Raw genomic sequence first — 23,014 nt, forward strand, 5'->3', positions numbered from 1 at the left:
CTTATGAAGATTCTTTACATCTTTTCGGTATTTGTTTTTTTGTTTTTTTCCTGCCACCATTCCTACGCTCAGGGGGATAGGGGAAGCAGGTTTGGATTGCAGGTTTCTTATGGTAGCCCTTATTATATACCTAGCTACGCTGATGGGGCTCCGAGCTATGATGGAAAATTTTTTTTTGACATCGGATTCCTTTTCCTAAAACCCATTTCGAATAAATGGGGATTTGAGACGGGCTTGGTATATTCCAACAATCAATTTAAGGTAACCCCAAACTTTCCCCCTGGGACACCCAATCCTTCATATATCTCTTCCATGAATCAATGGATAATCCCTGCCAATTTCAGGCTTTATCTCCCCAATAGGTTCTTATTGCAATTTGGACCCAATTTATCCCAAGCAAGTAGAGAATCTTTCGGACTTTTTCGTCTTGGATTCTCATTGGGTTTTGGCAAGGAGTTCAAGTTGGGTGATAAGAATGCTTTATTGATCGTCCCTACCTTCAATGCCAATCCATTTTTTCCAACAAACACGGAGGGTATGACGCAATTGGGAATTAGAAGTATCTTTGCATTTCCAAGCAAGAAATAAAAAGTAGAAAAATGTCCGAAAAAAGAACTGAAATCAGTGAATTGGGTGAGTTTGCCCTTATCGATCATCTGAATGAAAGCATAAAAATCAAAAATGCATCTACCCTCAAGGGAATCGGCGATGATGCTGCCGTGATTGATTCCGGAGAAACGGTGAAGGTAGTGACGACGGATTTGTTACTGGAAGGTGTTCATTTTGACCTTTCTTACGCCCCATTGCACCATGTCGGATTCAAGGCCGTTGCGGTGAATGTATCGGATGTCGCAGCCATGAATGCCATCCCAAAGCAGATTACGGTCAGTATTGCATTGTCCAACAGGTTTTCGGTGGAGGCAGTGGACGCTTTGTATGCAGGAATTAACGCCGCGGCCGAACATTATGGAGTGGATGTAATCGGTGGAGATACCACGGCTTCCCATTCTGGTTTGGTAATTTCCATCACCGCCATTGGCGAAGCAAAAAAAGAACAAATCAGTTACCGCTCAGGTGCCAAAGTCAATGACATTGTCTGTGTGACGGGTGACCTCGGGGCCGCATTGGTGGGCTTGCAGATTTTGGAGCGGGAGAAACAGGTTTTTATCGCTAACCCGGACATGAAACCACAATTGGAGAACTTTACTTATGTAACAGGTCGCCAGCTTAAACCTGATGCAAGAATGGACATCATCCATGAAATGCGGGATTTGGAAATCGTCCCTTCCAGTATGATTGATATTTCTGATGGCTTGGCTTCTGAGCTCTTTCACATTTGCAAATCTTCTGGTGTCGGTGTCACCATTTATGAGGACAAACTTCCCATCGACAAACAGACATTTGATACCGCTGTCGAATTGGGACTTGATCCCATCACCTGTGTATTGAATGGAGGAGAGGATTACGAATTGCTGTTTACCATTGATCAAAAAGACTACGAAAAACTTGAAAAACATCCCGACATCCATTTTATCGGTCATGTGACCAACGCGGAGGAAGGGAAATATCTGGTCACCAAAAGTGGGACAACCGCACAGTTAAAGGCTCAAGGGTGGAAACATTTTTGATTGGTGTTTTCAGAGGTCACCGTTAAAAAATGAATGATTTTAACGGTGACTCTCAATCAAATTTTTTTGAATTGATTGTTCAACCCGAAATATCCATTGGATTTCATATTGGGATTGAAACGGCAAGAAAATCAGCCTTTTCGAAGATTATGGTATATTCCCCATATGGTGAAGTTAAAACAGCAACCCACTAATTGATTATTGATCAATTAGTGGGTTAAGTTGAATTGGTAATGCATAACACGGGTTGAACCTGAGAAAATTGGCTTTTTGGGAGGATCCCAATATCAAAAAGTGTTTCATTGCATCTATTATAATCCTGTTGATTTTTTCTTGGTTGGCCAAACAAAAATAACCGCTGATTTTTTTAGCAACAGCAGTAGCCATTGTCCTCAAAAACCAGCAGTTTTCAATCAATGTGTCAAATCAATCTTCAGGATAAGGGATATAGACAAATTTCGTGAAATCATTGTCCATCACAAAAAGACAGCAAAATTCATCGGGATCTTTATAGGCCTTTTGGAATTCTTCCATCAAGTCTTCTGCGATCAGTTTCCTTTGGATAAATTCATCCAGATAGGTGATGTAATAATTCCAATCCAGGTTTTTTTCCTCCTTACCCAAAAGCATCTGGCCAATCGGCTGGGCTTCCTTGGACATGGGGAAAATAGGAAATTCCGAAAATTTTCTGGAGCGGACCTGGTAAGCGGCTTCTTTCAGGATGTCCGAAACCTTGATGAAATCCTTGGTGATGGTCCCGATGTATTTCCCGTTCAATTCGGGATCGTTGGCGTCTGAAATCATGGCTTTAGCGTTAAAAGTACAACATTTTCCACATGATAAGTCTGGGGAAACATGTCCACAGGCTGAATTTTGTCCACTTGGTATTTTTCGCCCAACAAGGCTACATCTCGAGCCTGAGTAGCTGGGTTACAGCTTACATAGACGATTTTCGGTGCGGCCAATTGAAGCAGCATTTTGACTACGTCTTCATGCATTCCCACTCTCGGAGGATCTGTGATGATGACATCAGGGGCAGCATGTTTGGCAATGAATTCTTCATTGAGCATGTCCTTCATGTCTCCGGCATAAAAAAGCGTATTGTCCAAGCCGTTTACCTTTGCATTTAATTTGGCATCCGCAATGGCATCTTCCACATATTCGATACCGATGACTTGCTTGGCTTTTTTCGCGACAAAATTGGCGATGGTTCCCGTACCGGTATAAAGATCGTAAACGACCTCATCTCCTTGAAGGTCTGCAAAATCCCTTGTGACCTTATAAAGTTCGTAAGCTTGGTCAGAATTGGTTTGATAAAAAGATTTTGGACCGATTCTAAACTTCAAGCCCTCCATTTCTTCCTCAATATAATCTTTTCCCGAAAAAGTAACCACATCAAGATCATTGAATGTTTCGTTTTTTTTCAGGTTGATGATGTAAAGCAAGGCGGTGATTTGTGGAAAAGCACCGTTCAAATGCTGCATTACCTTTTCAATGCCTTCTGCATCATCGGCACCAAACTGCACGATGACCATACTTTCGCCTGTCGAGGTGCTCCGGATGATCAGATTTCGGAGCAAACCAACCTGATTTCTGATATCGTAAAAGGAAAGATGGTTTTCAAGAGCAAAGTTTCGAAGAGAATTTCTTACTTCATTTGAGATATTTCCCTGTAGATAGCAATGTTCGATATCGACGATTTTATCAAACATTTTTGGGATATGAAATCCCAAAGCACTTCTTTCGAAGGTTGCCTCCGATGCGATTTCTTCTTTTGTCAGCCAGCGGTTGTTGGAAAAAGTGAAGTCCAATTTGTTGCGGTAATATTGGGTATTGGCAGATCCAATGATGGGCATGACTTCCGGAATAGGTAATTTTCCGATACGTTGGAATTGATCCACTACCTGCTGCCGTTTATACGTTTTCTGTAAATCGTAATTGATATGCTGCCATTTGCATCCGCCACAGGTGCCAAAATGTTGGCAAAAAGGTTCGACACGGTCTTTGGAATATTCATGGAAAAAAATGGCTTCACCTTCCATAAAAGAGCTTTTGCCTCGGGTAATCCTCACGTCAACCAGGTCTCCGGGTGCTACATTTTGGACAAAAACCACTTTTTCCTCATAATGGCCAACGCATTTGCCTTCAGAGGCTATTCTTTCTATCCTAAGGTTTTGTATGACCTTATTCTTCATCTTTCTCGACATGGGCGCAAAATTAAGGAAAAAATGAAGATGATTTAGTTTTTTTTGGTTTATCGAGGACAGTGAAGGATTTTCATTCTTTTTTTGCTGACCATTGCTTTTGGGAGGATGAAATGAAATCCGAAAAATCATCCATTGACCATCTGAAATTTTTATCTTTAAACCCAAATTGAATACCAATGAAATTAAAGGACAAAGTTGTAATCGTGACCGGCGCCACCTCAGGCATAGGGGAGGCTTGCGCTTTGGTTTTTGGTAAGGAAGGCGCAAAAGTGGTCATCACCGGACGCAGTCAAATCAATCTGGACAATAGCTTGGTCAGATTGCAGCAAGCTGGGATTGAGGCTTTCGGTATACTAGCGGACGCAGCCTCGGAAGAAGACAATAAAAGTATCGCTTTTGCCTCCATTCAGCGTTTTGGAAAAATCGATATCTTGATCAATAACGCTGGGATTTCGATGCGCTCTCTTTTTGAGGACTTGGACTTGGAGGTTTTTAGGAAAGTCATGGATACCAATTTTTGGGGTACAGTGTACGCCACTAAATTTTGCTTGCCCGAAATCCTCAAAAACAAAGGTTCCATCATCGGGATCTCTTCCATCAATGGCTATCGTGGCACACCTGCAAGAACAGCCTATACGGCGAGTAAATTTGCCATGAATGGATTTTTTGAATCCTTAAGAACTGAGGTAATGAAAAGAGGAGTTCATGTATTGGTAGCCTGCCCTGGATTCACGGCCTCGAATATCCGTAAAAATGCACTCAGAGCCGATGGGACTTTACAAGGAGAATCCCCAAGGGAAGAGGGGGAGTTGATGACTGCGGATGAAGTGGCACATGAGATTTTGAAGGCAACCCTGAAAAGAAAGCGGGATTTGGTGTTGACCCAACAAGGGAGAATGGCTGTTTTCCTGAACAAATGGATACCCGGTATCATGGACGGGATTGTGTACAAGCACATGGCCAAAGAGAAAGATTCCCCGTTCAAATAATCCAGCATGCTCAAAGACATCTTTCAGGTATATCTCAATAGGTTGGTGGACCTTTCCAGTAGGAACAGGTCAGTTTACCTATCCAAGTTGGTTCCTTCCCAAATGATAGACCTGAATGAATTTCATTTCCTTAATCAGCACCCTAGTTTTGAGTACATTGAATTGCTCCTCAAGCGAAAAAACCTAATCCCTCTCATTCCGGTATCCGATCCCCGGGACAAAAATATCAATCTCCTTTCCCAAAGACTCAATAGAATCAAACATCTTGTGCAGCTTGCAGAAAATGAAACGGGTGAAAAAAGCCTGTTTGTTGGTTGGCCTTATGTAGAAGGAAAGCTGATCAATGATCAAGTCATCCGGTGCCCTCTCATTCTCTTTCCGGTGGATTTGGTAAAGGAAAATAATTCGTGGCAACTTAAAAAGCAGGAGGGCAATCCTCCTTTTCTCAACAAGGCTTTTCTTTTGGCATATACCCAAGCGTATGGAAAACCCTTTGAAAAAAACGGGGCCGAAAATGCATTGGAGGATTTTTCCAAGGATTCGGTTGCTTTCAGGACCGAGCTTTACCGCTATTTGGAAAATGAGCTTTCCCTCAACTTTACCCATGAACTTTTTGAAGATAAAATCCTGAGTTTTCCGGATTCTTCCAAAGGCCAAGATGAAAGCGATTTTGATACTGGTAAATTGAAGCTCAAGCCCTTTGCAGTTTTGGGTCAGTACTCACAAAAAACCAGCTTTTTGATCCAAGATTATGAACAGCTGCTTCAAGGGGAGGAGTTTCCGGATCTGGAGCACTTGTTTTTCAAATGGTTTGCGCCAGAAGAAGTAGAAATGAATTCGCCAAGGGAAGATCAGATGTATCCGGTTTTCCCCTTGGATGCAAGTCAGGAGGAGGTTTTGAAGGCGGTGCGCATGGGGAAGTCCTGCGTCGTGGAAGGACCTCCAGGGACGGGAAAGTCCCAATTGATCAGCAATCTTGCCATTGATTATATTGCCAGGGGCAAAAAAGTCCTCGTGGTTTCCCAAAAAAGGGCAGCATTGGATGTGGTTTACAAAAGATTGGAAAAAGCGGGGTTTGGTGATTTTCTCTCCTTGGTCCATGATTTTAGGTCGGACAAAAAAGAACTTTTCAAAAACATCCAAGAACAGATCAATTCCTTGGAAAAGTATCAGGATCTGAACAGGACAATTGATGCCATACAACTGGAACGTCAATTCATCAAACTGTCGAGACTGATCGATTCCCACGTGGATTATTTCGATGAATTGAAAAAAGGGCTTTTCAATACCGAAGAATGTGGGATCCCCGTCAAGGAATTGTACATGGTTTCCAAGCTTTCGGAGGAAGGTTTGGATATGAATCAATATTACCGTGAGTTCTTATGGGATAAGCTTGAGGGTTTTTTCAGGGATTTGAAGGAATATTCCGAATACTATCGGGAGTATCAAAAACCTGAATCCTTTTGGCTGCACCGTGTGGATTTCAGTGGTCTTGGCAGCAGCGCATCGAAGCGGCTTCAGGAAGTGCTGATGGAGGTGGAGGAATGCAAAAACCAATTCCACTCCTCGTTTGGACAAGCGGCTGATTTTGATATTTCCTTCCTTTTTTCTTTTTTGGAGCAAAAAAGTAAACTGCTAGAATTGAAGCATTTGCTGCATTTGTCCGATTCCATGGCCAGCTTTGATTCTATCAAAGACCTAGATCCCGCCGAATTCGATTTGCTCTGGCTGGAGCATAAGATAGAAACCGTGAAATCACTGCTTTCGGGAGAAGGTGTCGAATGGCATGCTCCAAATGAAGAGGTAGAACATTTTGCCCAATTGGCCATTCAATATTCCAATCAGGGAAAAGGCTGGTGGCATTCCATTCATCTTCCTTGGAAAAAAAATCGATTTGATCCCATCCTCGCACTTTTGGAAAAAAACGGTTTGAAAAAAAGCGATCAAGGTGTGCAAAAACTGGTGGAGAAATTGGAAAACCGATTGAATCTCAACCATCAATATACGCTATTGACTGGAAAATCCTGGATTGATTTACCTGCAAAGCCCTTCGATTTCATTGGTTTTAACCATTCTGTCTCGTCTCTTTTGGATGCGGTAAAGGCATGTTTGGCCTTAGGTGAAATGGGGGCCTCCGGAAAATTCCTATTGAAGCTTTTCCATAATGGTGAGAGGACTTTGGATTCAATTAATGAAATTCTTTCCCACGTGACCCAATTGGAGGAACAAATGAATTACTGGAGTCTTTATCTCAGCAAGATCCAGATCCAGCACCTAGTCACGCAAAACATTCAGAATGGAATAGTTTCACTCAAGGAGCAGGTGCCCTTTGTCTTCGACGAATTGGTCGCTTTCGACAGCCTGATTCATCGATTGAGGCCAGTGGATTTGACGGTGATGAATAGATTGTTGGACAGTTATCCAGACAGGGATTTTGATGGTTTAAAATCAGCTTTTACCACTGGATTACAATTGAGTTGGATAGAGCATATCGAATCCAAATACCCAGTTTTAAAGGAGGTAAGCACCGCCAAGTCTGTCAATATCCAGCAAGAATTGATGGCTGCCGTAAAGGAAAAGTGGAGACTGTCGCGATTTATCGCAGAGCTAAGGCTCAGGGAGAAAACCTTTCAAAATCTAGAATACAACAGACTGAATAATCTAATGACCTATCGGGATTTGCTCCATCAGGTGAGCAAAAAGAAAAAACTCTGGACAATCAAAAAGCTGGTTGAGGAATTCGAGGAGGAGATTTTTAGGTTGGTGCCCTGTTGGCTGGCCTCCCCTGAAACTGTTTCCGCATTGTTTCCTCTGAAACAATCTTTCGACTTGATCATTTTTGATGAATCCTCACAATGCTTTGTCGAAAGAGGTATTCCTGCCATGCTCAGGGGAAAGCAAGTGGTCATTGCCGGAGACTCCAAGCAATTGCAACCCTTTGATCTTTACCAAGTGAGGTTGGCATCCGATGAGGAGGGTATAGCCGTAGAAACGGAATCCTTGCTGGATTTGGCCTCGAATTATTTTCAGAAATTTTGGTTGCAAGGGCATTATCGGAGTGCACAACTGCCTTTGATCCATTTTTCTAACCAACATTTCTATGAAAATCGACTCCAGATGCTTCCTGAATTGGCCTTGGCCAATAGCAAAGAAATCCCCTTTGAATTGGTAAAGGTGGAGGGGATTTGGGAAAACCAAACCAATGCATCAGAAGCAGACGAGGTCTTGATTTTGATCAAAAGAATACAAACGGAATATCCGGATTATACCATTGGTGTGATCACGTTCAATTTTTTTCAGATGGAACTTATCCGCCAAATGGTGGGGGAGGATCCGCATGTTATCCTTCGGAATTTGGAAGTGAAGAGTATCGAAAATGTACAGGGAGATGAATACGATTGGGTGATTTTTTCTGTCGGTTATGCCAGCAATAAAGCCGGGAAATTAATCGCGAATTTTGGCATGCTGTCCAAAAAAAGTGGAATAAACCGGCTCAACGTAGCGATCACCAGGTCAAGAAAAAAAATCACCTTGGTTACAAGTCTTACTTCACGTGATTTTAAGCCAAAACAGCTCCTGAATGAGGGAATCAAAATGCTACGCGATTATCTGCATTTTGTGGAAGAAGTCACCAAAGGCATTCCTGTGGTGATTGAAGAAAAAACAAGCCAAGGTTTTGAAGTCTCTTGGTACCTAAGAAATGTTTTGGAAGGGGCTCATGGGAAAAAAACCGTCGAAAAATATCCGCAATCCACTTGGATGGACCTGACAGTCAAGAAAAAAGAGGACTACAAAGAGGCAATCCTCACCGATGATTATAGACTTTATAATGCGACTGGGTCAAAGGAGGCTTTTGTTTTCCACCCTCTCCAACTCAAAGAAAAAGGATGGCCTTATCGGTTTTATTTCAGCCGCCAATATTGGATGGGAAACAAGCTGATTGCAAAGGCTACGAAAGAAAAATAGAAGTCCCTCCTCGGTATTTTTTCAAGAAAAGAAATCCAATTGATCTTGGGTTTTGCAATAATAAAATGGATGATTCGGAGGGGAAATGGTAGCGATCCTGTTGTCGTTTTGGGTAAATTTTTTTATCCCTTTCATTGAATCCGAAATATGCAGTAGGATTCCCAATGGGTGTTGAAACTGCAAGAAAATCAGGCTAGTTGGAGAATAAGGTGTGTTGCCAAGACTTTGAAGTCCAAAACAGTAAACAATTGACTGATTATAAGGCAATTTTGAGGTGGGATTGAATTGATACTGGATAAAACGGGTTGAATCCAATTTCCAATTAGCGCTTCACCTTTTTGACACCAACGGCCTCTATTCCGACCAAATCATCGATCCGCATGTATTGTAGAAATTGGATGGAATGGAATTTTTCCTGAGTGACCAAAGGAATCGTATCGTATTTGGTAAAAGTACTGCCATATCCTTTGCCGATCGGTTTTCCGGAAATACTTTCAAATAGAGGGATTTCCAGCAATTGATTTTCAATGTTGTTGCCCAAGCTGTCTTTTAGGAAATACCGCACATACAGATTTCGGTATTCATAATCTTGGTTGTATCTGATCCCCAAAATGGTTTCCCCATCCTCAATGGGATAGGGAAACTCAAATGAGATTGTGTCTTGGACATTCCAGGTCTTCGAATCCAAGGCACGATATTCCTCGAAAATCCGGCTTCGATCACAGGAAAATAGCCCGAACAAAAGAAACAATAAACAGGAGTTGAAAAAAAGCTTAGTCATTTTTCTCTCCTTTATTCTGGTCGTTTCCTTTGGATCTTGGGGGGAATTTTTTCCTTCTGGGTTTGTTTTCCCTAGGCTTGTCATTCGCTGGTTTGTCATCAGAGGCCCTTGGAAGTGGCTTTTTTGTCTGATCCTCTTTTGGGAGAGGCTTGTTTTTTTGCTCAGGATTTCTGCGTGGATTCCTGTTTCTTCCGGTGTTGTCCTGAGATTTTTCCCTTCCCGGAGCGGCTGTGATGTTCTTTTCAGATTTTACAGCTCCTGTATTGGAAAGGTTTTCTCCGGCAGGTCTTGGTTTGTTCTTCTTTTTCTTCTTCTTGACCGTGCTGAATTTTTTGTCCAGCATTTCCAACTCCAAATTGGATTTTGAAATCCTCTCCTCTGATTCATTGCCAAGGTTATTCGTCAAATCACTCGGGATGATTCCTTTTGCATTGAGTTCCTGGATTTCCTTGACACGTTCACAGCTGATCGAATGCCAGTTGTTGTCATTGTTATAGCTAAACCACATCAGTTTCCTGAAAATGTCTGTTTTTTGCAGTTTTGCATTTCCGGTCTCTGTTTGCAAAGGCTTCTCCACTGCTGGGATATCTTCCAAGGCATTCATGTAGGTGTCCAGCTCATAATTGAGGCAGCACTTAAGCCGGCCGCATTGTCCGGAAAGTTTGCTTGGATTCAGGGAAAGGTTTTGATACCGTGCAGCCGAAGTACTCACGCTTTTGAAATCATGGATCCATGTGGAGCAGCAGAGTTCTCTTCCACAAACTCCGATTCCACCCAATCTACCCGCTTCTTGGCGTAGACTGATTTGTCTCATTTCAACCCGGATTTTAAAATCTCCGGCAAGGGTTTTGATCAATTCCCTGAAATCCACACGGTTTTCGGCAGAGTAAAAAAAAGTAGCTTTCGAATTGTCCGCCTGATACTCTACATCAGAGAGTTTCATTTCAAGCTTGAATTCGTCTATGATCTGCTTGGTTCTGTATAATGTTGGGATCTCACGGTTTTTAGCCTCTTCCCATTTTTCAAGATCCTTTTGATTGGCGACCCGATAGATTTTCAGGATATCGTCGTCGTTTTTGATCTTCCTCTTTTGCATTTGAAGCCTTACCAGTTCTCCCTGAAGGGAGACATAACCAATGTGATGGCCGCTGGGAACATCCACCACGATTGGGTCTCCGGTGGTCAGTTGGATATGGTCTACATTTCTGTAATATTCTTTTCTTCCACCCTTGAACTTAACCTCTACGATATCAAATTTGTCAACTTCAGGTATCCCCATGTGGGACAACCAATCGAAAGCATTCATTTTATTACAATCGCTTGTCCCGCACGTGCCGTTATTTTGGCAACCCCCGCTGGAGCCCGTGTCGGTAGAGCAGCTAGTACATCCTGCCATATTTATATATATCCAAAAGGAGCAAAATCTCCTTGTTAATTTGATTGATGAAACTTTATTTCACTAATTTCAAGATATCCTGTCCGATATCTTTTCGGTAAAAAACATCCTTCCAGGATATTTTCCTCGCGCCCTTGTAGGCATTTTGGAGTGCTTCTTCCACATCTTCTCCTATGCCTGTAACGGACAACACACGACCCCCGTTGGTGCGGACTTCAGAATTGGCTTCCAAGGAAGTTCCAGCATGAAAAATGAAGGATTTGTTGTCGGTCAAATGTCCGTCCAAACCCTCAATTTTGTTTCCTTTTTCGTAATCTCCTGGATACCCTCCTGCGACCATGACCACCGTAGTGCTGGTGAAGGGTTCGATTTCCAGGGTGTATTCATCGAGTTTTTGATTGCCCATCGCAATCAATAAGTCAAGAAAATCACTTTTGATCCGGGGAAGGACCGCTTGGGTTTCGGGATCTCCCATCCTCACATTGTATTCGATGACAAAGGGTTCACCGTCTATATTCATCAATCCGATAAACAAAAATCCCACATACGGGATTTGTTCTTTTTCCAAGCCTTTGACTGTTGGGATAACGATTCTTTCCTCTACTTTTCGTAGAAATTCCGAATCTGCAAAAGGAACTGGGCTGACGGCTCCCATTCCACCGGTATTCAAGCCTAGGTCTCCGTCTCCTATTCTTTTATAATCCTTGGCTTCGGGTAGAATCCTGTAATTTTTACCATCTGTTGCCACAAAAATCGACAATTCGATTCCATCGAGGAATTCTTCGATGACCACCTTCGAGGATGCCTCTCCAAACTTTCTTTCCAACAACATTTCCCTCAAAGATTGAATGGCTTCTTCGTGGGAAAGGCAAATCAAAACACCTTTTCCGGCGGCCAACCCGTCGGCTTTCAGGACAATCGGGAGGGCTTGGCTTTGGATAAATTCAAAACCTTCTTCAATGTTTTCGGTGGTAAAAGTACCATACGCCGCAGTCGGTACCCCATGCCGCTGCATAAACATTTTGGAAAATTCCTTGGATCCTTCCAACAAAGCGCCTTTCTGGCTAGGTCCGATCACCGGTATATGGGAGATTTTGGGATTGGAAATAAAATAATCCACAATACCCCTTACCAAAGGCTCTTCCGGACCAACCACCACCAAAGCGATATCATTTTCCAATACAAAATTGGAAATGGCTTCGAAATCGATGACTGAAATGGCCACGTTCGTGGCTATGGCGGCTGTTCCGGCATTTCCCGGAGCCACAAAAAGACGAGAACAATTTTTATTTTGTACTATTTTCCAAGCGAAGGCATGTTCCCTTCCTCCACTACCTAACAATAATATATTCATCTAAGAATTTCTTTTTAGTTGGCGTTCTCAGAAATAAATTTCACACGATACACACGGATTTCCTCTTCGGCAAAGTCCTGACTTTCCAGCTCCAGAAGTGCTGCTTTGATGTTGTCGGTATGCGAAGTCATGAAGTAGTCTTGGAGAATATCTTCTCTGTCCTCATCCATGATGTTTTCTATGTAATAATTGATGTTGAGTTTGGTGCCGCTGTAAATGATTTGTTCAATTTCGTGGAGCAATTCAGACATGGAGATGTTGAGGTTTTCGGCGATTTCGTCCAAATTCACCTTTCGGTCCACCTGCTGAATGATAGAGATCTTCACTTTTGACCTGGTGCCGGAGGTTTTTACCACGACATCAGATGCGGTTAGGATATCATTTTCCTCTACATAATTTTCAATCAGTTTGATAAAAGGAAGTCCGAACTTCACCACTTTCCCCATTCCCACACCATTGATCTGGGCCAGTTCTTCCCTTGTGGTGGGATATACTGTCGCCATTTCTTCCAGTGAAGGATCTTGGAAAATGATATATGGTGGCAAGCCCTTTGACTTTGCCATCTTTTTTCGCTCTGCTTTCAGCAGTTCAAATAGTCTCTCGTCGTAGGCTTTCGCACTGTTGGAGAGATTTTCCAAAGTTTCATTTTCGGCAATTTCCTCGAAATTGTGGTCTTTGCTGATCTGAACAGAGAAAGGATCGGTCAAGAAAGATTCTCCCAAAGCAGCCATTTTCACAACTCCATAATTTTCTATGTCCTTTTCAAGGAAACCCATGATCATGCCTTGGCGAATGATGGTTCTCCAGGTTTTCTCATCCAGATCCTTGCCCTTTCCAAATACTGGGAGTTGATCGTGTTCATAGCTTGCCATGTACTCGTTGCCTTCCCCACGCAATACTTTGACAAGGTGCTCAAGATTGAACCTTTGATTGGTGACTTTGACGGCTTCTATTGCGAGAAGCAAATAGTCCATGCCCTCGAATTTTTCCTTGGGCTTTTTGCAGTTGTCACACTGGCCGCAATCCTCTGCCAAAAACTCACCGAAGTAATGCAACAATACTTTTCTTCTGCAAACCGAGCTTTCTGCGTAAGCAGCCATCTCTTGAAGCAAAACCCTTGCATTTTCCCTTTCGGTGACCGGCTTGTCCTTGTTGAACTTCTCCAACTTGACGATGTCATCATACTTATAGAACATCAGACAATGTCCTTCAAGGCCATCTCTTCCAGCCCTTCCGGTTTCCTGATAATAGCCTTCCAAGGATTTGGGCACATCATAATGGATCACATACCTTACGTCCGGCTTGTCGATTCCCATTCCAAAGGCGATGGTTGCCACGATGACATCCACTTCTTCATTGAGAAAATCATCTTGGTTTTTCACACGCACATGACCGTCCAAACCTGCATGGTAGGGAGCGGCATTGATGCCGTTTACTTTCAGCAATTCAGCGATTTCCTCAACTTTCTTTCTGCTCAGACAATAAATAATGCCTGATTTCCCTTTTTGGGATTTGATGTATTTGATGATTTGCTTTTTGGTTTCGTTTTTAATCTTTGGCCGCACTTCGTAGTAAAGGTTGGTTCGATTAAAGGACGATTTGAAGAGGTCCGCCTCTTCCATTTGCAAGTTTCGCTGAATATCCTGCTGCACTTTTGGGGTGGCAGTGGCTGTCAGTGCGATGATAGGAAGGTTTTCCCCGATTTGGGCAATGATCGATTTGATCCTGCGGTATTCGGGCCTGAAGTCATGACCCCACTCCGAAATGCAATGTGCTTCATCGATGGCCACAAAACTGATGTTGGCCTCTTTGAGGAATTTCACATTTTCATCTTTGGTGAGGGACTCCGGAGCTACATAAAGCAACTTGGTTTTTCCTGACAAAACGCCTTTTTTGACCTTTGTTGTCTCTGATTTATTCAAGGTTGAATTCAGAAAATGGGCTTCAATGTTGAAGGCATTCATCTGGTCCACCTGGTTTTTCATCAAAGCAATCAAGGGGGATATGACGATTGCAGTTCCTTCTTTGATTACAGCCGGAAGCTGGTAACAAAGCGATTTTCCGGCACCTGTAGGCATGATGACGAAAGTATTCCTGCCACTTAATATGTTGTCTACAATAAGCTCTTGGTTCCCTCTGAATTGACTGAAACCAAATATTTGCTTGAGATTCTCTTTTACGGTTTGATCCACTTTACATTGACGGTTTTAATGTTCCGCATTTGGGTTAACACTTAACATTAAAGGAATTCTTTATTTACCTTTGACACAAATTTAACGATTAACCGCGGTAATTTTGAAGGTAACGAAAAATATTAAATTAAGTGCTATAAAAGTTCTCCAAACGGAGGCAGATGCCATCCAAAATCTTATTTTTTTTATAAACGATGAATTTGAAGCCTGTGTGGAAGCCATTTTGGCATCCACGGGTAGGGTGGTGGTCACCGGAATCGGGAAGAGTGCAATTATTGCTAATAAAATTGTGGCCACGATGAATTCGACTGGAACGCCGGCGATTTTCATGCATGCAGCCGATGCCATTCATGGTGATCTGGGCATGATCCAAAAAGATGATTTTGTCATTTGTATCTCCAAAAGCGGGAATACTCCTGAGATCAAAGTCCTCGTTCCCTTGCTGAAAAGATCCGGATCCAAATTGATCGCCCTTGTCAGCAATATGGAGAGTTTTCTTGCAGAGCATGCCGATTTTGTTCTCAATGCGACCATTGCAGCAGAGGCCTGCCCCAATAATCTGGCGCCTACCACGAGCACCACGGCGCACATGGCCCTTGGAGATGCACTTGCGGTTTGCCTGTTGGAAGCGAGGGGGTTTACCAGTGAAGACTTTGCAAAATACCATCCGGGAGGATCATTGGGAAAACAACTTTATCTGACTGTGGAAGACGTGATTCCAAAAAACATGATTCCCCTCGTCAAGGAAAATGCTTCGCTTTCCGAAGTGATTGTGGAAATTAGCGGAAAAAGGATGGGTGCCACTGCGGTGGTAAACGAAGAAAACCAACTTTTGGGGGTCATTACCGATGGGGATTTGAGGAGAATGCTCCAAGTGCGTACGGACATCCAAAATGTAAAAGCGAGTGACATCATGACGCGACAACCCAAGACAATTTCCAAAGATGAGTTTGCAATAAGGGCACTCAATAGGATGAAAGAGTTTAATATTACGCAATTGGTGGCTTTAGATGGTGAAAATATCGCCGGATTTGTCCATATTCATGATTTGATGAGAGAAGGAATCGTTTAAAATACGCACATGAACAATAAACCCTATGTTGTAATCATGGCGGGAGGTATAGGCTCTCGCTTTTGGCCTTATAGTAGAAACAAAAGACCAAAGCAATTTTTAGACATCCTGGGTACAGGCCGGACCCTCTTGCAGATGACCTATGACAGGTTTTTGAAGATTTCGGATAAAAGCCAGTTTTATGTAGTGACTTATAAAAAATATTATGACCTGGTCAGGGAACAATTGCCGGATGTGCCGGAACACCAAATCCTCAAGGAACCTCTCCGGCGGAATACAGCTACATGTGTCGCCTATGCGAGTTACAAAATAGCCCTCAAATCCCCGGATGCCAAAATAATCGTTACGCCTTCGGACCAGCTGATTCTTCAGGAAGAAAACTTTAGGGAAAAAATCAATTCTGCGGTTCAGGCAGCAGATACTGAAGACCATTTGATCACCATAGGCATTCAACCCAATCGCCCCGAAACTGGATTTGGATACATCCAATACCTCGACAATCCCAATGGCTTGGATAAAAAGGTAAAGACCTTTACCGAAAAACCCAATGTTAAGCTTGCCAAAGCCTTTGTGGAGAGTGGGGATTTTGTCTGGAATTCAGGCATGTTTGTTTGGAAAGTCAAAAGCATTCTCAAGGCATTTGAGCAACACATGCCAGAATTGGCAGAGGTATTTGAGGAAAGAGAAGTTTTTTTCAATACTCCAAAAGAAGAGGAATTTTTAAAAAAGGCCTATTCCCAGGTCAAAAGCATTTCCATTGATTATGGAATCATGGAAAAATCGAATGAAGTTTATGTGATTTTAGGGGATTTTGGCTGGTCGGATTTGGGCTCATGGAGGAGTCTGTATGAAAATCAAAACAAAGACAGCGACAATAATGTGGTGGAGGCAAATGCCCTGCTTTACGATACCAAGGATTGTTACATCAAGGTCTCTCCCCAAAAACTGGTAGTGGTTCAAGGCTTGTCCAATTACCTGATCAATGAGACCGAGAATGTAATCCTCATCTGTAAACTGGATGCCGAAAAAAAATTCAGGGAATTTGTCAGCGATGCGAAGGAAAAAGGGGAGGACTTTGTTTAAAGAATGAAGTGAGGAAAAGTGTGTTTTGATTGAAGTGCATCTTTTACTTTTGTTTTCAATCCAGTTTCATTATTTGGCCTTTGATTTTTTTGAACCATAATTATCATGGGATTTAATCAATAACACAAAGCAAAAAACAGCAAAAAGCCCTTGAAAAGAGGCCGAATTCAGGATTGAAATTTTTTAAGGTTTTTTTTAATATATTGTAATTATTTGATGTTCAGTTTAGTATATTCATATAGTCAAAACAAAATACTCCCTTTCTTGTTTATTTTGCTTATCGCAACTTCTGCTTTTCAAAAGTCAACAAACGATTTTAAAATGTTTTAAGCCTTTCATTCAAAATTAATCGAGTCAGGATATGAAAATTTCCCCGATCATCTTAATTGTATTCGTTGTATCAGTTTCTGGTTGTTTTACCCAAAAGGATTTTGTCGCTGAATATGATTTTAACTACAATGCTGGTTTTAAAAGGTACAAAACCTACGGGTTTGTGGAAAATCCAAGCACCGATTCCACGCAATTTTTGAAAACCATCGAAAGAACCATCAGTTCTAGATTGGGGTCTCAGGGATTTAGGTTTCAGGATGAAAAGCCAGACCTTTTGGTCAATTATAAGATTTTTTACGAAGAGGTGAAGTACAGGGGGTATGAGCAACCCAATTTTGACAACTGGCTGCAGCGACAAGGTTTTGAGACCGTAAAGAAAACCGAGGGAGAAGAAGAAGAGGAGGAGAAGGATCCAGATAAAAGGACCAAGGAAGAAAACTACAACAACGTCAAATACACCCAAAATGCTGGTATGCTCGTGATTTTTGTGATCGACAATAAAAAAGGAAATACTGTTTGGCAGGGATACACCGCTGCACCTTTCGACTATACATCTCCAGACATTCAATCCGACTTGACGCGTGCCACATACAGGGTGATGGATCAATTTAGGGTTTTGACTAGGTCATTTTAACCCGTGTTATGCAACAACAATCCCATTCTGTTCTATAAATATCCCTTAATCAGCATCTTGTTCTCTGTTTATGAATTCATAATATCGGTTAGACGATTCATTCTTCCAACTATTTGATTTTCAACTAGTTCCAATTTAATTGGGAACCCTAATGCATAGTTCCATCAAACCCATCTCAAGTAAGCTAAATGACGTTACTTTTTCCAAGTCTTGGAATTCGGGTTAAAAGGATCCCTGCAATTTCCCTATCGCTTTCATTTTTCCAAGTAGTTGTTTTGCGGCTACCTTTTGGCTAACATCAAATCCTTGGAATGCACAGACGATTGTTTTGAAATGTTCCAGTTTTTCTATTTTACGGATTGCCAAAGGGTTTCCGAAAAAATAGAGGTGACAGTTTTTTTGAACAGCCAATGCAGACAACTTCTCCAATTGGGCAGTATCCATTCCGAAATGGTTAAGTGGTTTGGCAGAAGGGACAAAGATGGCAATCAAAATCTCGCTGTAAGATTCCAGCGAGGAAGTCCAATCCGATCCCAATTGATTTGCATTGAAGGAATCACTCGAAAGGGTTTGGTCTATGGAATTGAAAAAAACGTTTTCCTTGGAGGAAAACAGACTCACTTTTGCCAATTGGCTTGACCTCTGGGTATTTTCCAATGCGGACAAAGGTTCTGGATTTTTCAGGACAGTCAAGTAGTTTTGAGCCAGAGTCATATTGAAGGAATTGATTTCTTCATATTCAAATTCAGGCTTGGGGACGGGAGTATTTTCTGCAATCCCCAATTTATTTTTGAGCTTTATGATCTTCCCAAAACTTTCCTCCAATCTTTCTGGGGAGCTGCGCTCTGAAATCCATTGTATACCTTCCGGAACGTTTTCCGAGAAACACAGCAGATCATTTCCGGCATGGAAGGCTTCCCACTCCAACTGACCGGGAATCGGGAAAAGAGCCGAAACACTTTTCATGTTCAATGCATCGGAAACGATGATTCCTTCAAATCCCATTTCATTCTTCAGCAATCCGGTGATGATGTCATGGCTGATGGAAGCAGGGATGTTTTCTCCACCCGTAAGTGCTGGGGCAGCCAAATGTCCCACCATGATCATTTCTACTCCGGCTTCAATGCCTTTTACAAAAGGGTACAATTCTTCCTCCAAAAGCTGTCTCTTCGATTTTGGGATAATAGGCAGACCCAAATGCGAATCCACATGTGTATCGCCATGTCCTGGAAAATGCTTGTAGCAAGCAGCAATCCCCGCGGCAACCATTCCTTGGTACATCGCCAAGGCGAATGCACTCACTTTTTCTTTGTCAGGGCCAAACGACCGATAACCGATCACTGGGTTTTCGGGATTGGTATTGATGTCTGCAACAGGAGCGAAATTGATGTGGATGCCAGATCTTTTGAGGTCTTGTCCAATCCTAAAGCCAGTTTCGAATACCAGCTTTTTTTCGGTTTGTGGAATGGCACCCATAGAGATCGCATAAGGATATTGGGGCGTTTTTTCGATGCGCATCGCCAAGCCAAACTCCGCATCAATGCTGATCAACAGTGGGGTTTTGGAAATTTTCTGAAAGCGGTGAATCAATGCAAGCATTCTTTCGTAGGTGTTTTCCACATCGAGAACCTCTTGTCTTTTTTCGAAATTGGCTGCGGCACTTTGTCGGCTGTGAAAAAATGTGATGCCGCCAATATGAAAATCCCTAATCAGTTTTTCCATTTCCTGAATATGCTCCTCGCTGTCGTGGACAAATGCAGCGGGTGAAAAAAGCTGTCCGATTTTTTCCGGTTTTGTGTAAGGCATCACTCAATATGTTGGGTTGTTGGTAAAATTAAAATGGCAAAGCCTTAATAAATAAGAGGATAAACAGTGTCTCTCTAACCGCTGCATCCAGATTTATTCATGGAGGCATCTTTTTACAAAGATGCCTGACTTGGTTTTTTCTTTCCAAATTCCTGGGGGAATTTGACAAACTTGACCAGCAATATTCCCGGAAAAGCAGCGATGACCACCCAAAGAAAGAAGCCTGAATAGCCTAGCCATTCTTGGACAAAACCACTGATCATTCCCGGAAGCATCATGCCAAGGGCCATAAAACCTGTGGCAATGGCGTAATGTGCTGTTTTGGAAACTCCTTCTGCGATATAAATCAGGTACATCATAAAGGCAGCAAATCCAAACCCGTACCCCAATTGCTCAATAATCACGATCAATGCCGGGAAGATGGCAGATTCGGGTTGCCAATAGGCCAATAAAAAATAGAAGAAATTTGGGATGTTTAGAGCTAAAATCATGGGGAGCAACCATTTTCCCAATCCATCTCTGGAAATGACGATGCCACCGATGATGCCGCCAACGGAAAGGGCGATGATGCCAAATGTGCCGTAAATCAAACCCACCTCACTTGTGGTCAGTGCGAGCCCTCCTTCCGTTCGGGCATCCAATAAAAATGGAGCCGCCATCTTGACCAGCTGGGATTCTCCCAATCGGTACATTAAAATGAAGGCCAAGGCAATTCCGATTTGTTTTTTTTGAAAGAAGCTCAGGAACACCTTGCCAAAGGTGAGCGCTTCCTCTTTCACATATTCTTTCTGTGATTCAACTTTAGGGGTCGTCAATAGATTAACTACTGTCAATACCAGCATCAAAATTGCCACCATCACCATTGTAATGGACCAAGCTTGCGTATTGTCGCCAAGTCTTTGTTCGAGATAACCTGCCACAATCACGAACAAACCCTGCCCAGTGACCATCGCAACCCGGTAAAAGGTGCTGCGAACGCCGATGAAAAAGGATTGCTGGTCCTCCTTGAGTGCCAAAAGATAAAAACCATCGGAGGCAATATCATTGGTCGCTGAAGCAAATGCGGCAACCCAAAAACAGGCCAAACTGAGCAGAAAGAAAGAATTGGTGGGCAAGGACAAACCAATACCCAAAAAAGTAATGGAAAGGATCAATTGCATGACCAGAAACCATTTCCTTTTGGTCCCATAAAGATCCACCAAGGGACTCCAAAAGGGTTTGATCACCCAGGGGAGATATAGGAAACTGGTGTACAAGCCTATATCGGAATTGTCCACACCCAAGTTTTTGAACATAATCACAGAAACCGTGATGATCAGGACATAGGGGATGCCTTCGGTCAGGTAAAGTGGAGGAACCCAATACCAGGGATTGTTTTTGATGGGTTTACTCATGATTTTTTGGGAAGGAGGTGTTGGTAAATACTGATTTCCGAACCCTTTATTATAGTCGCTCCAACTGCCTTTTTATAAAAATCAGCTGGTCCGACTCCACCGATGATGGCGTAGGCATAGCCCATTTCTTTCATGGATAGAAGGCTTTTTACCAAAAGCACTTCCCCAATGCCTTGGCCTCTAAAGAATTCCGATGTCCCCATGGGGCCAAAAAAATTCCTGGAGCTGGTTTCATAGCAAGCGAAACCCAAGATTTCACCCTCTTTTTGAGCAATAAAACAGGTAGGTGGCATGTTGGAAAAAGCAACTTCCACCTCATTCGACCAATACTGACCAAAATTTGCAAAAACCCAGTCCTGAACCATGGACTTTTCCGGAGCTATCGGTCTTCTGAAAAGGATGTTTTTCTGTGCAAATGCACTTTCATTTTTGCCGATTTCCGGAAGGTCCACCAATCGGACGATCATGTCTTGCATATTGGGCAGGGAGTTTTGAAGACTCAATAAATTTCAAATACTGCAGGGGTGCTTTCCCTGCCAAAATGATCGACAAGGCTAATGGCAATAAATTTTTTGTTTGTCCCAGATTCCAGCGGGATCAAGGTCCTGTTGTCCGACCCAAGGTAGACTTTTTTTGTTTCCATAAGTGCCGATCTCTCAGAAAGTGTTTTGAGGTTTGCGGCGGAATGAATGAGGGCATATCTGAAGGAAACATTGATGCGTGCGTTGTATTGCAGGGCAAAACCACCCTTGTGCGGGACGATGGTGGGCGTTTCGGGATCCTCTAGTTGCATTCGGTTTCTAGGCGTGAATTGGGGAGGTGAAGCGGGTTTGTTGTAATGGTTTATGCGGATGTGTTCGGCCACATCTTTATTGATGACAAAGAGCGATCTGGCACTGAAATAAGCATTTCCAGAGATGTTGGAGGTGGTTCTGGTCAAGTCAATTTGTTTTGGGATTTCCAAGGGATCGTTCCAGGCTTGGTCTGCATTGTCCCGAATTTTATAGGGGCTGTTGCCGATATAGATTTTGGTGGCGTGATTATTTTTTGACCACCATTGGACAAGCTCCCGGTAGGAAGCCAGATTGTAATCCATGCTCCAATAAAGCTGTGGGATCAAATAATCAATCCAACCATTTTTCATCCAAGTGATTGGATCAGCATAGAGGTCGTCAAAATTGGACGTGGCCCTGGTTTTGGAGCCATTGGGATCTTTGTCATTGTTTCTCCAAACGCCAAATGGACTTACGCCAAACTGGACCCATGGTTTTTCATACTTGATGGCTTGGTGAACAGCGCTGATCAGTTTATTCACATTTTCCCGTCTCCAATCTTCCAGTTTCTGTCCGGTTGTGGCATGTTTTTTATAGGAGACCAAATCGTCAAACACAAGTTTGTCCACTTTGTAAGGGTAAAAATAATCATCGAAATGGACGGCATCCACATCGTAATTTTGGACCACTTCCCGTATCACCTCTGTCAGGTGCTGCTGTACGGCGGGAAGTCCTGGGTTGTAATAATACTTGTTCGAATATTTGATCATCCACTCGGGGTGCTTGAAATAATCGTGTTCTGGACTGAGTTTTTTGAGGTCCAAGTCCACGGTTGCGCGATAGGGATTGAACCAGGCATGAAATTCCATTCCTCTTTTGTGTGCTTCCAAGATCATCCAGGCCAGCGGATCCTCATCGGTAAGCGGCTTTTGGCCCTCTTTTCCAGTCAGGTATTTTGACCAAGGCGCCAAACGGGAAGGGTAAAAAGCATCACCGGAAGTCCTTATTTGGACGATTACGGCATTGAAATTCATTTTTTGGTAATAATCCAACAAGTTAATAAAATCGGTTTTTTGTTTCGAAAAAGGATCCCTTGAGGAGCTTGGCCAATCGATGTTGCCGACCGTAGCGATCCATATCCCGCGAAATTCCCGTTTGCTAGGAACCATATCGACTTCCCAAACCTTGAAAATCCCCTTATTCTTTGGGATTTCAGGAAGAGAAGGCAAAGGAATGGGGGCAGGCTCTTTTGCAGGAACAGGAATCGGTTTGGTGGCTGTTGCTCCACCGGTCTTTGCAATGGGTTGCTTTGAGGCACAGGCGCCCAATACAAGGAAAATAAATCCCAGAATAAGGGCTTTTAGTAAGTTGTTGTTCACGATCGATTTGGACAAAAATAATGGCGTCAT

17 protein-coding genes are annotated in these 23,014 nt (G+C 42.7%); 7 read left to right on the plus strand and 10 right to left on the minus strand.

Going from position 1 to position 23,014, the window contains the following annotated elements:
* Window positions 1-3: 3 nt before the first annotated feature.
* Window positions 4-588, plus strand: coding sequence for a hypothetical protein (locus Q7J63_RS03240; protein WP_304883952.1), 585 nt, complete (start codon window positions 4-6; stop codon window positions 586-588).
* Between the two features lie 11 nt (window positions 589-599).
* Window positions 600-1,628 carry a thiamine-phosphate kinase gene (thiL, locus tag Q7J63_RS03245; RefSeq protein ID WP_019599049.1) on the plus strand — a complete coding sequence of 343 codons (1,029 nt, stop codon included), beginning with the start codon at window positions 600-602 and terminating at the stop codon, window positions 1,626-1,628.
* Between the two features lie 426 nt (window positions 1,629-2,054).
* Here the strand turns inward: thiL and Q7J63_RS03250 are convergent, their stop codons facing one another.
* Window positions 2,055-2,432 carry a hypothetical protein gene (locus tag Q7J63_RS03250; RefSeq protein ID WP_019599052.1) on the minus strand — a complete coding sequence of 126 codons (378 nt, stop codon included), beginning with the start codon at window positions 2,430-2,432 and terminating at the stop codon, window positions 2,055-2,057.
* A complete protein-coding gene (gene rlmD / locus Q7J63_RS03255; protein WP_026333766.1) occupies window positions 2,429-3,835 on the minus strand; it encodes a 23S rRNA (uracil(1939)-C(5))-methyltransferase RlmD in 1,407 nt (468 codons plus the stop codon). Before rlmD ends, Q7J63_RS03250 begins: the two co-directional genes overlap by 4 nt.
* A 176-nt stretch (window positions 3,836-4,011) precedes the next feature.
* On the opposite strand from rlmD, the gene Q7J63_RS03260 reads away from it, so the two are divergent.
* Window positions 4,012-4,824: an SDR family oxidoreductase gene (locus Q7J63_RS03260; protein WP_304883953.1), complete on the plus strand. Its 813-nt coding sequence runs from the start codon at window positions 4,012-4,014 to the stop codon at window positions 4,822-4,824.
* 6 nt (window positions 4,825-4,830) lie between these two features.
* Window positions 4,831-8,790, plus strand: a complete 3,960-nt coding sequence (locus Q7J63_RS03265) for an AAA domain-containing protein (RefSeq protein ID WP_304883954.1) — start codon at window positions 4,831-4,833, stop codon at window positions 8,788-8,790.
* 322 nt (window positions 8,791-9,112) lie between these two features.
* On the opposite strand, the gene Q7J63_RS03270 is transcribed toward Q7J63_RS03265, so the two are convergent.
* The 4 genes from Q7J63_RS03270 to recQ all read right to left on the minus strand — a co-directional run bounded on the left by Q7J63_RS03270 (window position 9,113) and on the right by recQ (window position 14,513).
* Complete coding sequence (locus Q7J63_RS03270; RefSeq protein WP_304883955.1) at window positions 9,113-9,571, minus strand: gliding motility lipoprotein GldH; 459 nt, start codon at window positions 9,569-9,571, stop codon at window positions 9,113-9,115.
* Window positions 9,564-10,877, minus strand: coding sequence for a regulatory iron-sulfur-containing complex subunit RicT (locus Q7J63_RS03275; protein WP_033405393.1), 1,314 nt, complete (start codon window positions 10,875-10,877; stop codon window positions 9,564-9,566). Before Q7J63_RS03275 ends, Q7J63_RS03270 begins: the two co-directional genes overlap by 8 nt.
* A 145-nt stretch (window positions 10,878-11,022) precedes the next feature.
* Window positions 11,023-12,321 (minus strand): phosphoribosylamine--glycine ligase, encoded by a 1,299-nt coding sequence (gene purD, locus Q7J63_RS03280; protein WP_304883956.1) that lies wholly within the window; start codon window positions 12,319-12,321, stop codon window positions 11,023-11,025.
* 14 nt (window positions 12,322-12,335) lie between these two features.
* Entirely contained in the window at window positions 12,336-14,513 is a 2,178-nt protein-coding gene (gene recQ / locus Q7J63_RS03285) for a DNA helicase RecQ (RefSeq protein WP_019599061.1), read from the minus strand.
* Window positions 14,514-14,616: 103 nt separating this feature from the next.
* On the opposite strand from recQ, the gene Q7J63_RS03290 reads away from it, so the two are divergent.
* The 3 genes from Q7J63_RS03290 to Q7J63_RS03300 all read left to right on the plus strand — a co-directional run bounded on the left by Q7J63_RS03290 (window position 14,617) and on the right by Q7J63_RS03300 (window position 17,632).
* The gene (locus tag Q7J63_RS03290; RefSeq protein WP_019599062.1) at window positions 14,617-15,585 is read left to right on the plus strand and encodes an SIS domain-containing protein; all 969 of its coding nucleotides are present in this window, start codon (window positions 14,617-14,619) and stop codon (window positions 15,583-15,585) included.
* A gap of 9 nt (window positions 15,586-15,594) precedes the next feature.
* Complete coding sequence (locus tag Q7J63_RS03295; protein WP_304883957.1) at window positions 15,595-16,668, plus strand: mannose-1-phosphate guanylyltransferase; 1,074 nt, start codon at window positions 15,595-15,597, stop codon at window positions 16,666-16,668.
* A gap of 361 nt (window positions 16,669-17,029) precedes the next feature.
* Complete coding sequence (locus Q7J63_RS03300) at window positions 17,030-17,632, plus strand: DUF4136 domain-containing protein (RefSeq protein ID WP_304883958.1); 603 nt, start codon at window positions 17,030-17,032, stop codon at window positions 17,630-17,632.
* A gap of 222 nt (window positions 17,633-17,854) precedes the next feature.
* Here Q7J63_RS03300 and Q7J63_RS03305 read toward each other — a convergent pair whose 3' ends face one another.
* The 4 genes from Q7J63_RS03305 to Q7J63_RS03320 form a co-directional block, all read right to left on the minus strand.
* Window positions 17,855-19,438 (minus strand): glycoside hydrolase family 3 protein, encoded by a 1,584-nt coding sequence (locus tag Q7J63_RS03305; RefSeq protein WP_304883959.1) that lies wholly within the window; start codon window positions 19,436-19,438, stop codon window positions 17,855-17,857.
* Between the two features lie 113 nt (window positions 19,439-19,551).
* On the minus strand, window positions 19,552-20,832 hold the full coding sequence (locus tag Q7J63_RS03310; RefSeq protein WP_304883960.1) for an MFS transporter: 1,281 nt from the start codon (window positions 20,830-20,832) through the stop codon (window positions 19,552-19,554).
* On the minus strand, window positions 20,829-21,335 hold the full coding sequence (locus tag Q7J63_RS03315; RefSeq protein WP_304883961.1) for a GNAT family N-acetyltransferase: 507 nt from the start codon (window positions 21,333-21,335) through the stop codon (window positions 20,829-20,831). Before Q7J63_RS03315 ends, Q7J63_RS03310 begins: the two co-directional genes overlap by 4 nt.
* Complete coding sequence (locus Q7J63_RS03320) at window positions 21,332-23,014, minus strand: glycoside hydrolase family 10 protein (RefSeq protein ID WP_304883962.1); 1,683 nt, start codon at window positions 23,012-23,014, stop codon at window positions 21,332-21,334. The genes Q7J63_RS03315 and Q7J63_RS03320 overlap by 4 nt, the downstream gene beginning before the upstream one ends.

The sequence above is a fragment of the Rhodonellum sp. genome (assembly GCF_030656585.1).
Lineage (GTDB): Bacteria > Bacteroidota > Bacteroidia > Cytophagales > Cyclobacteriaceae > Rhodonellum > Rhodonellum psychrophilum.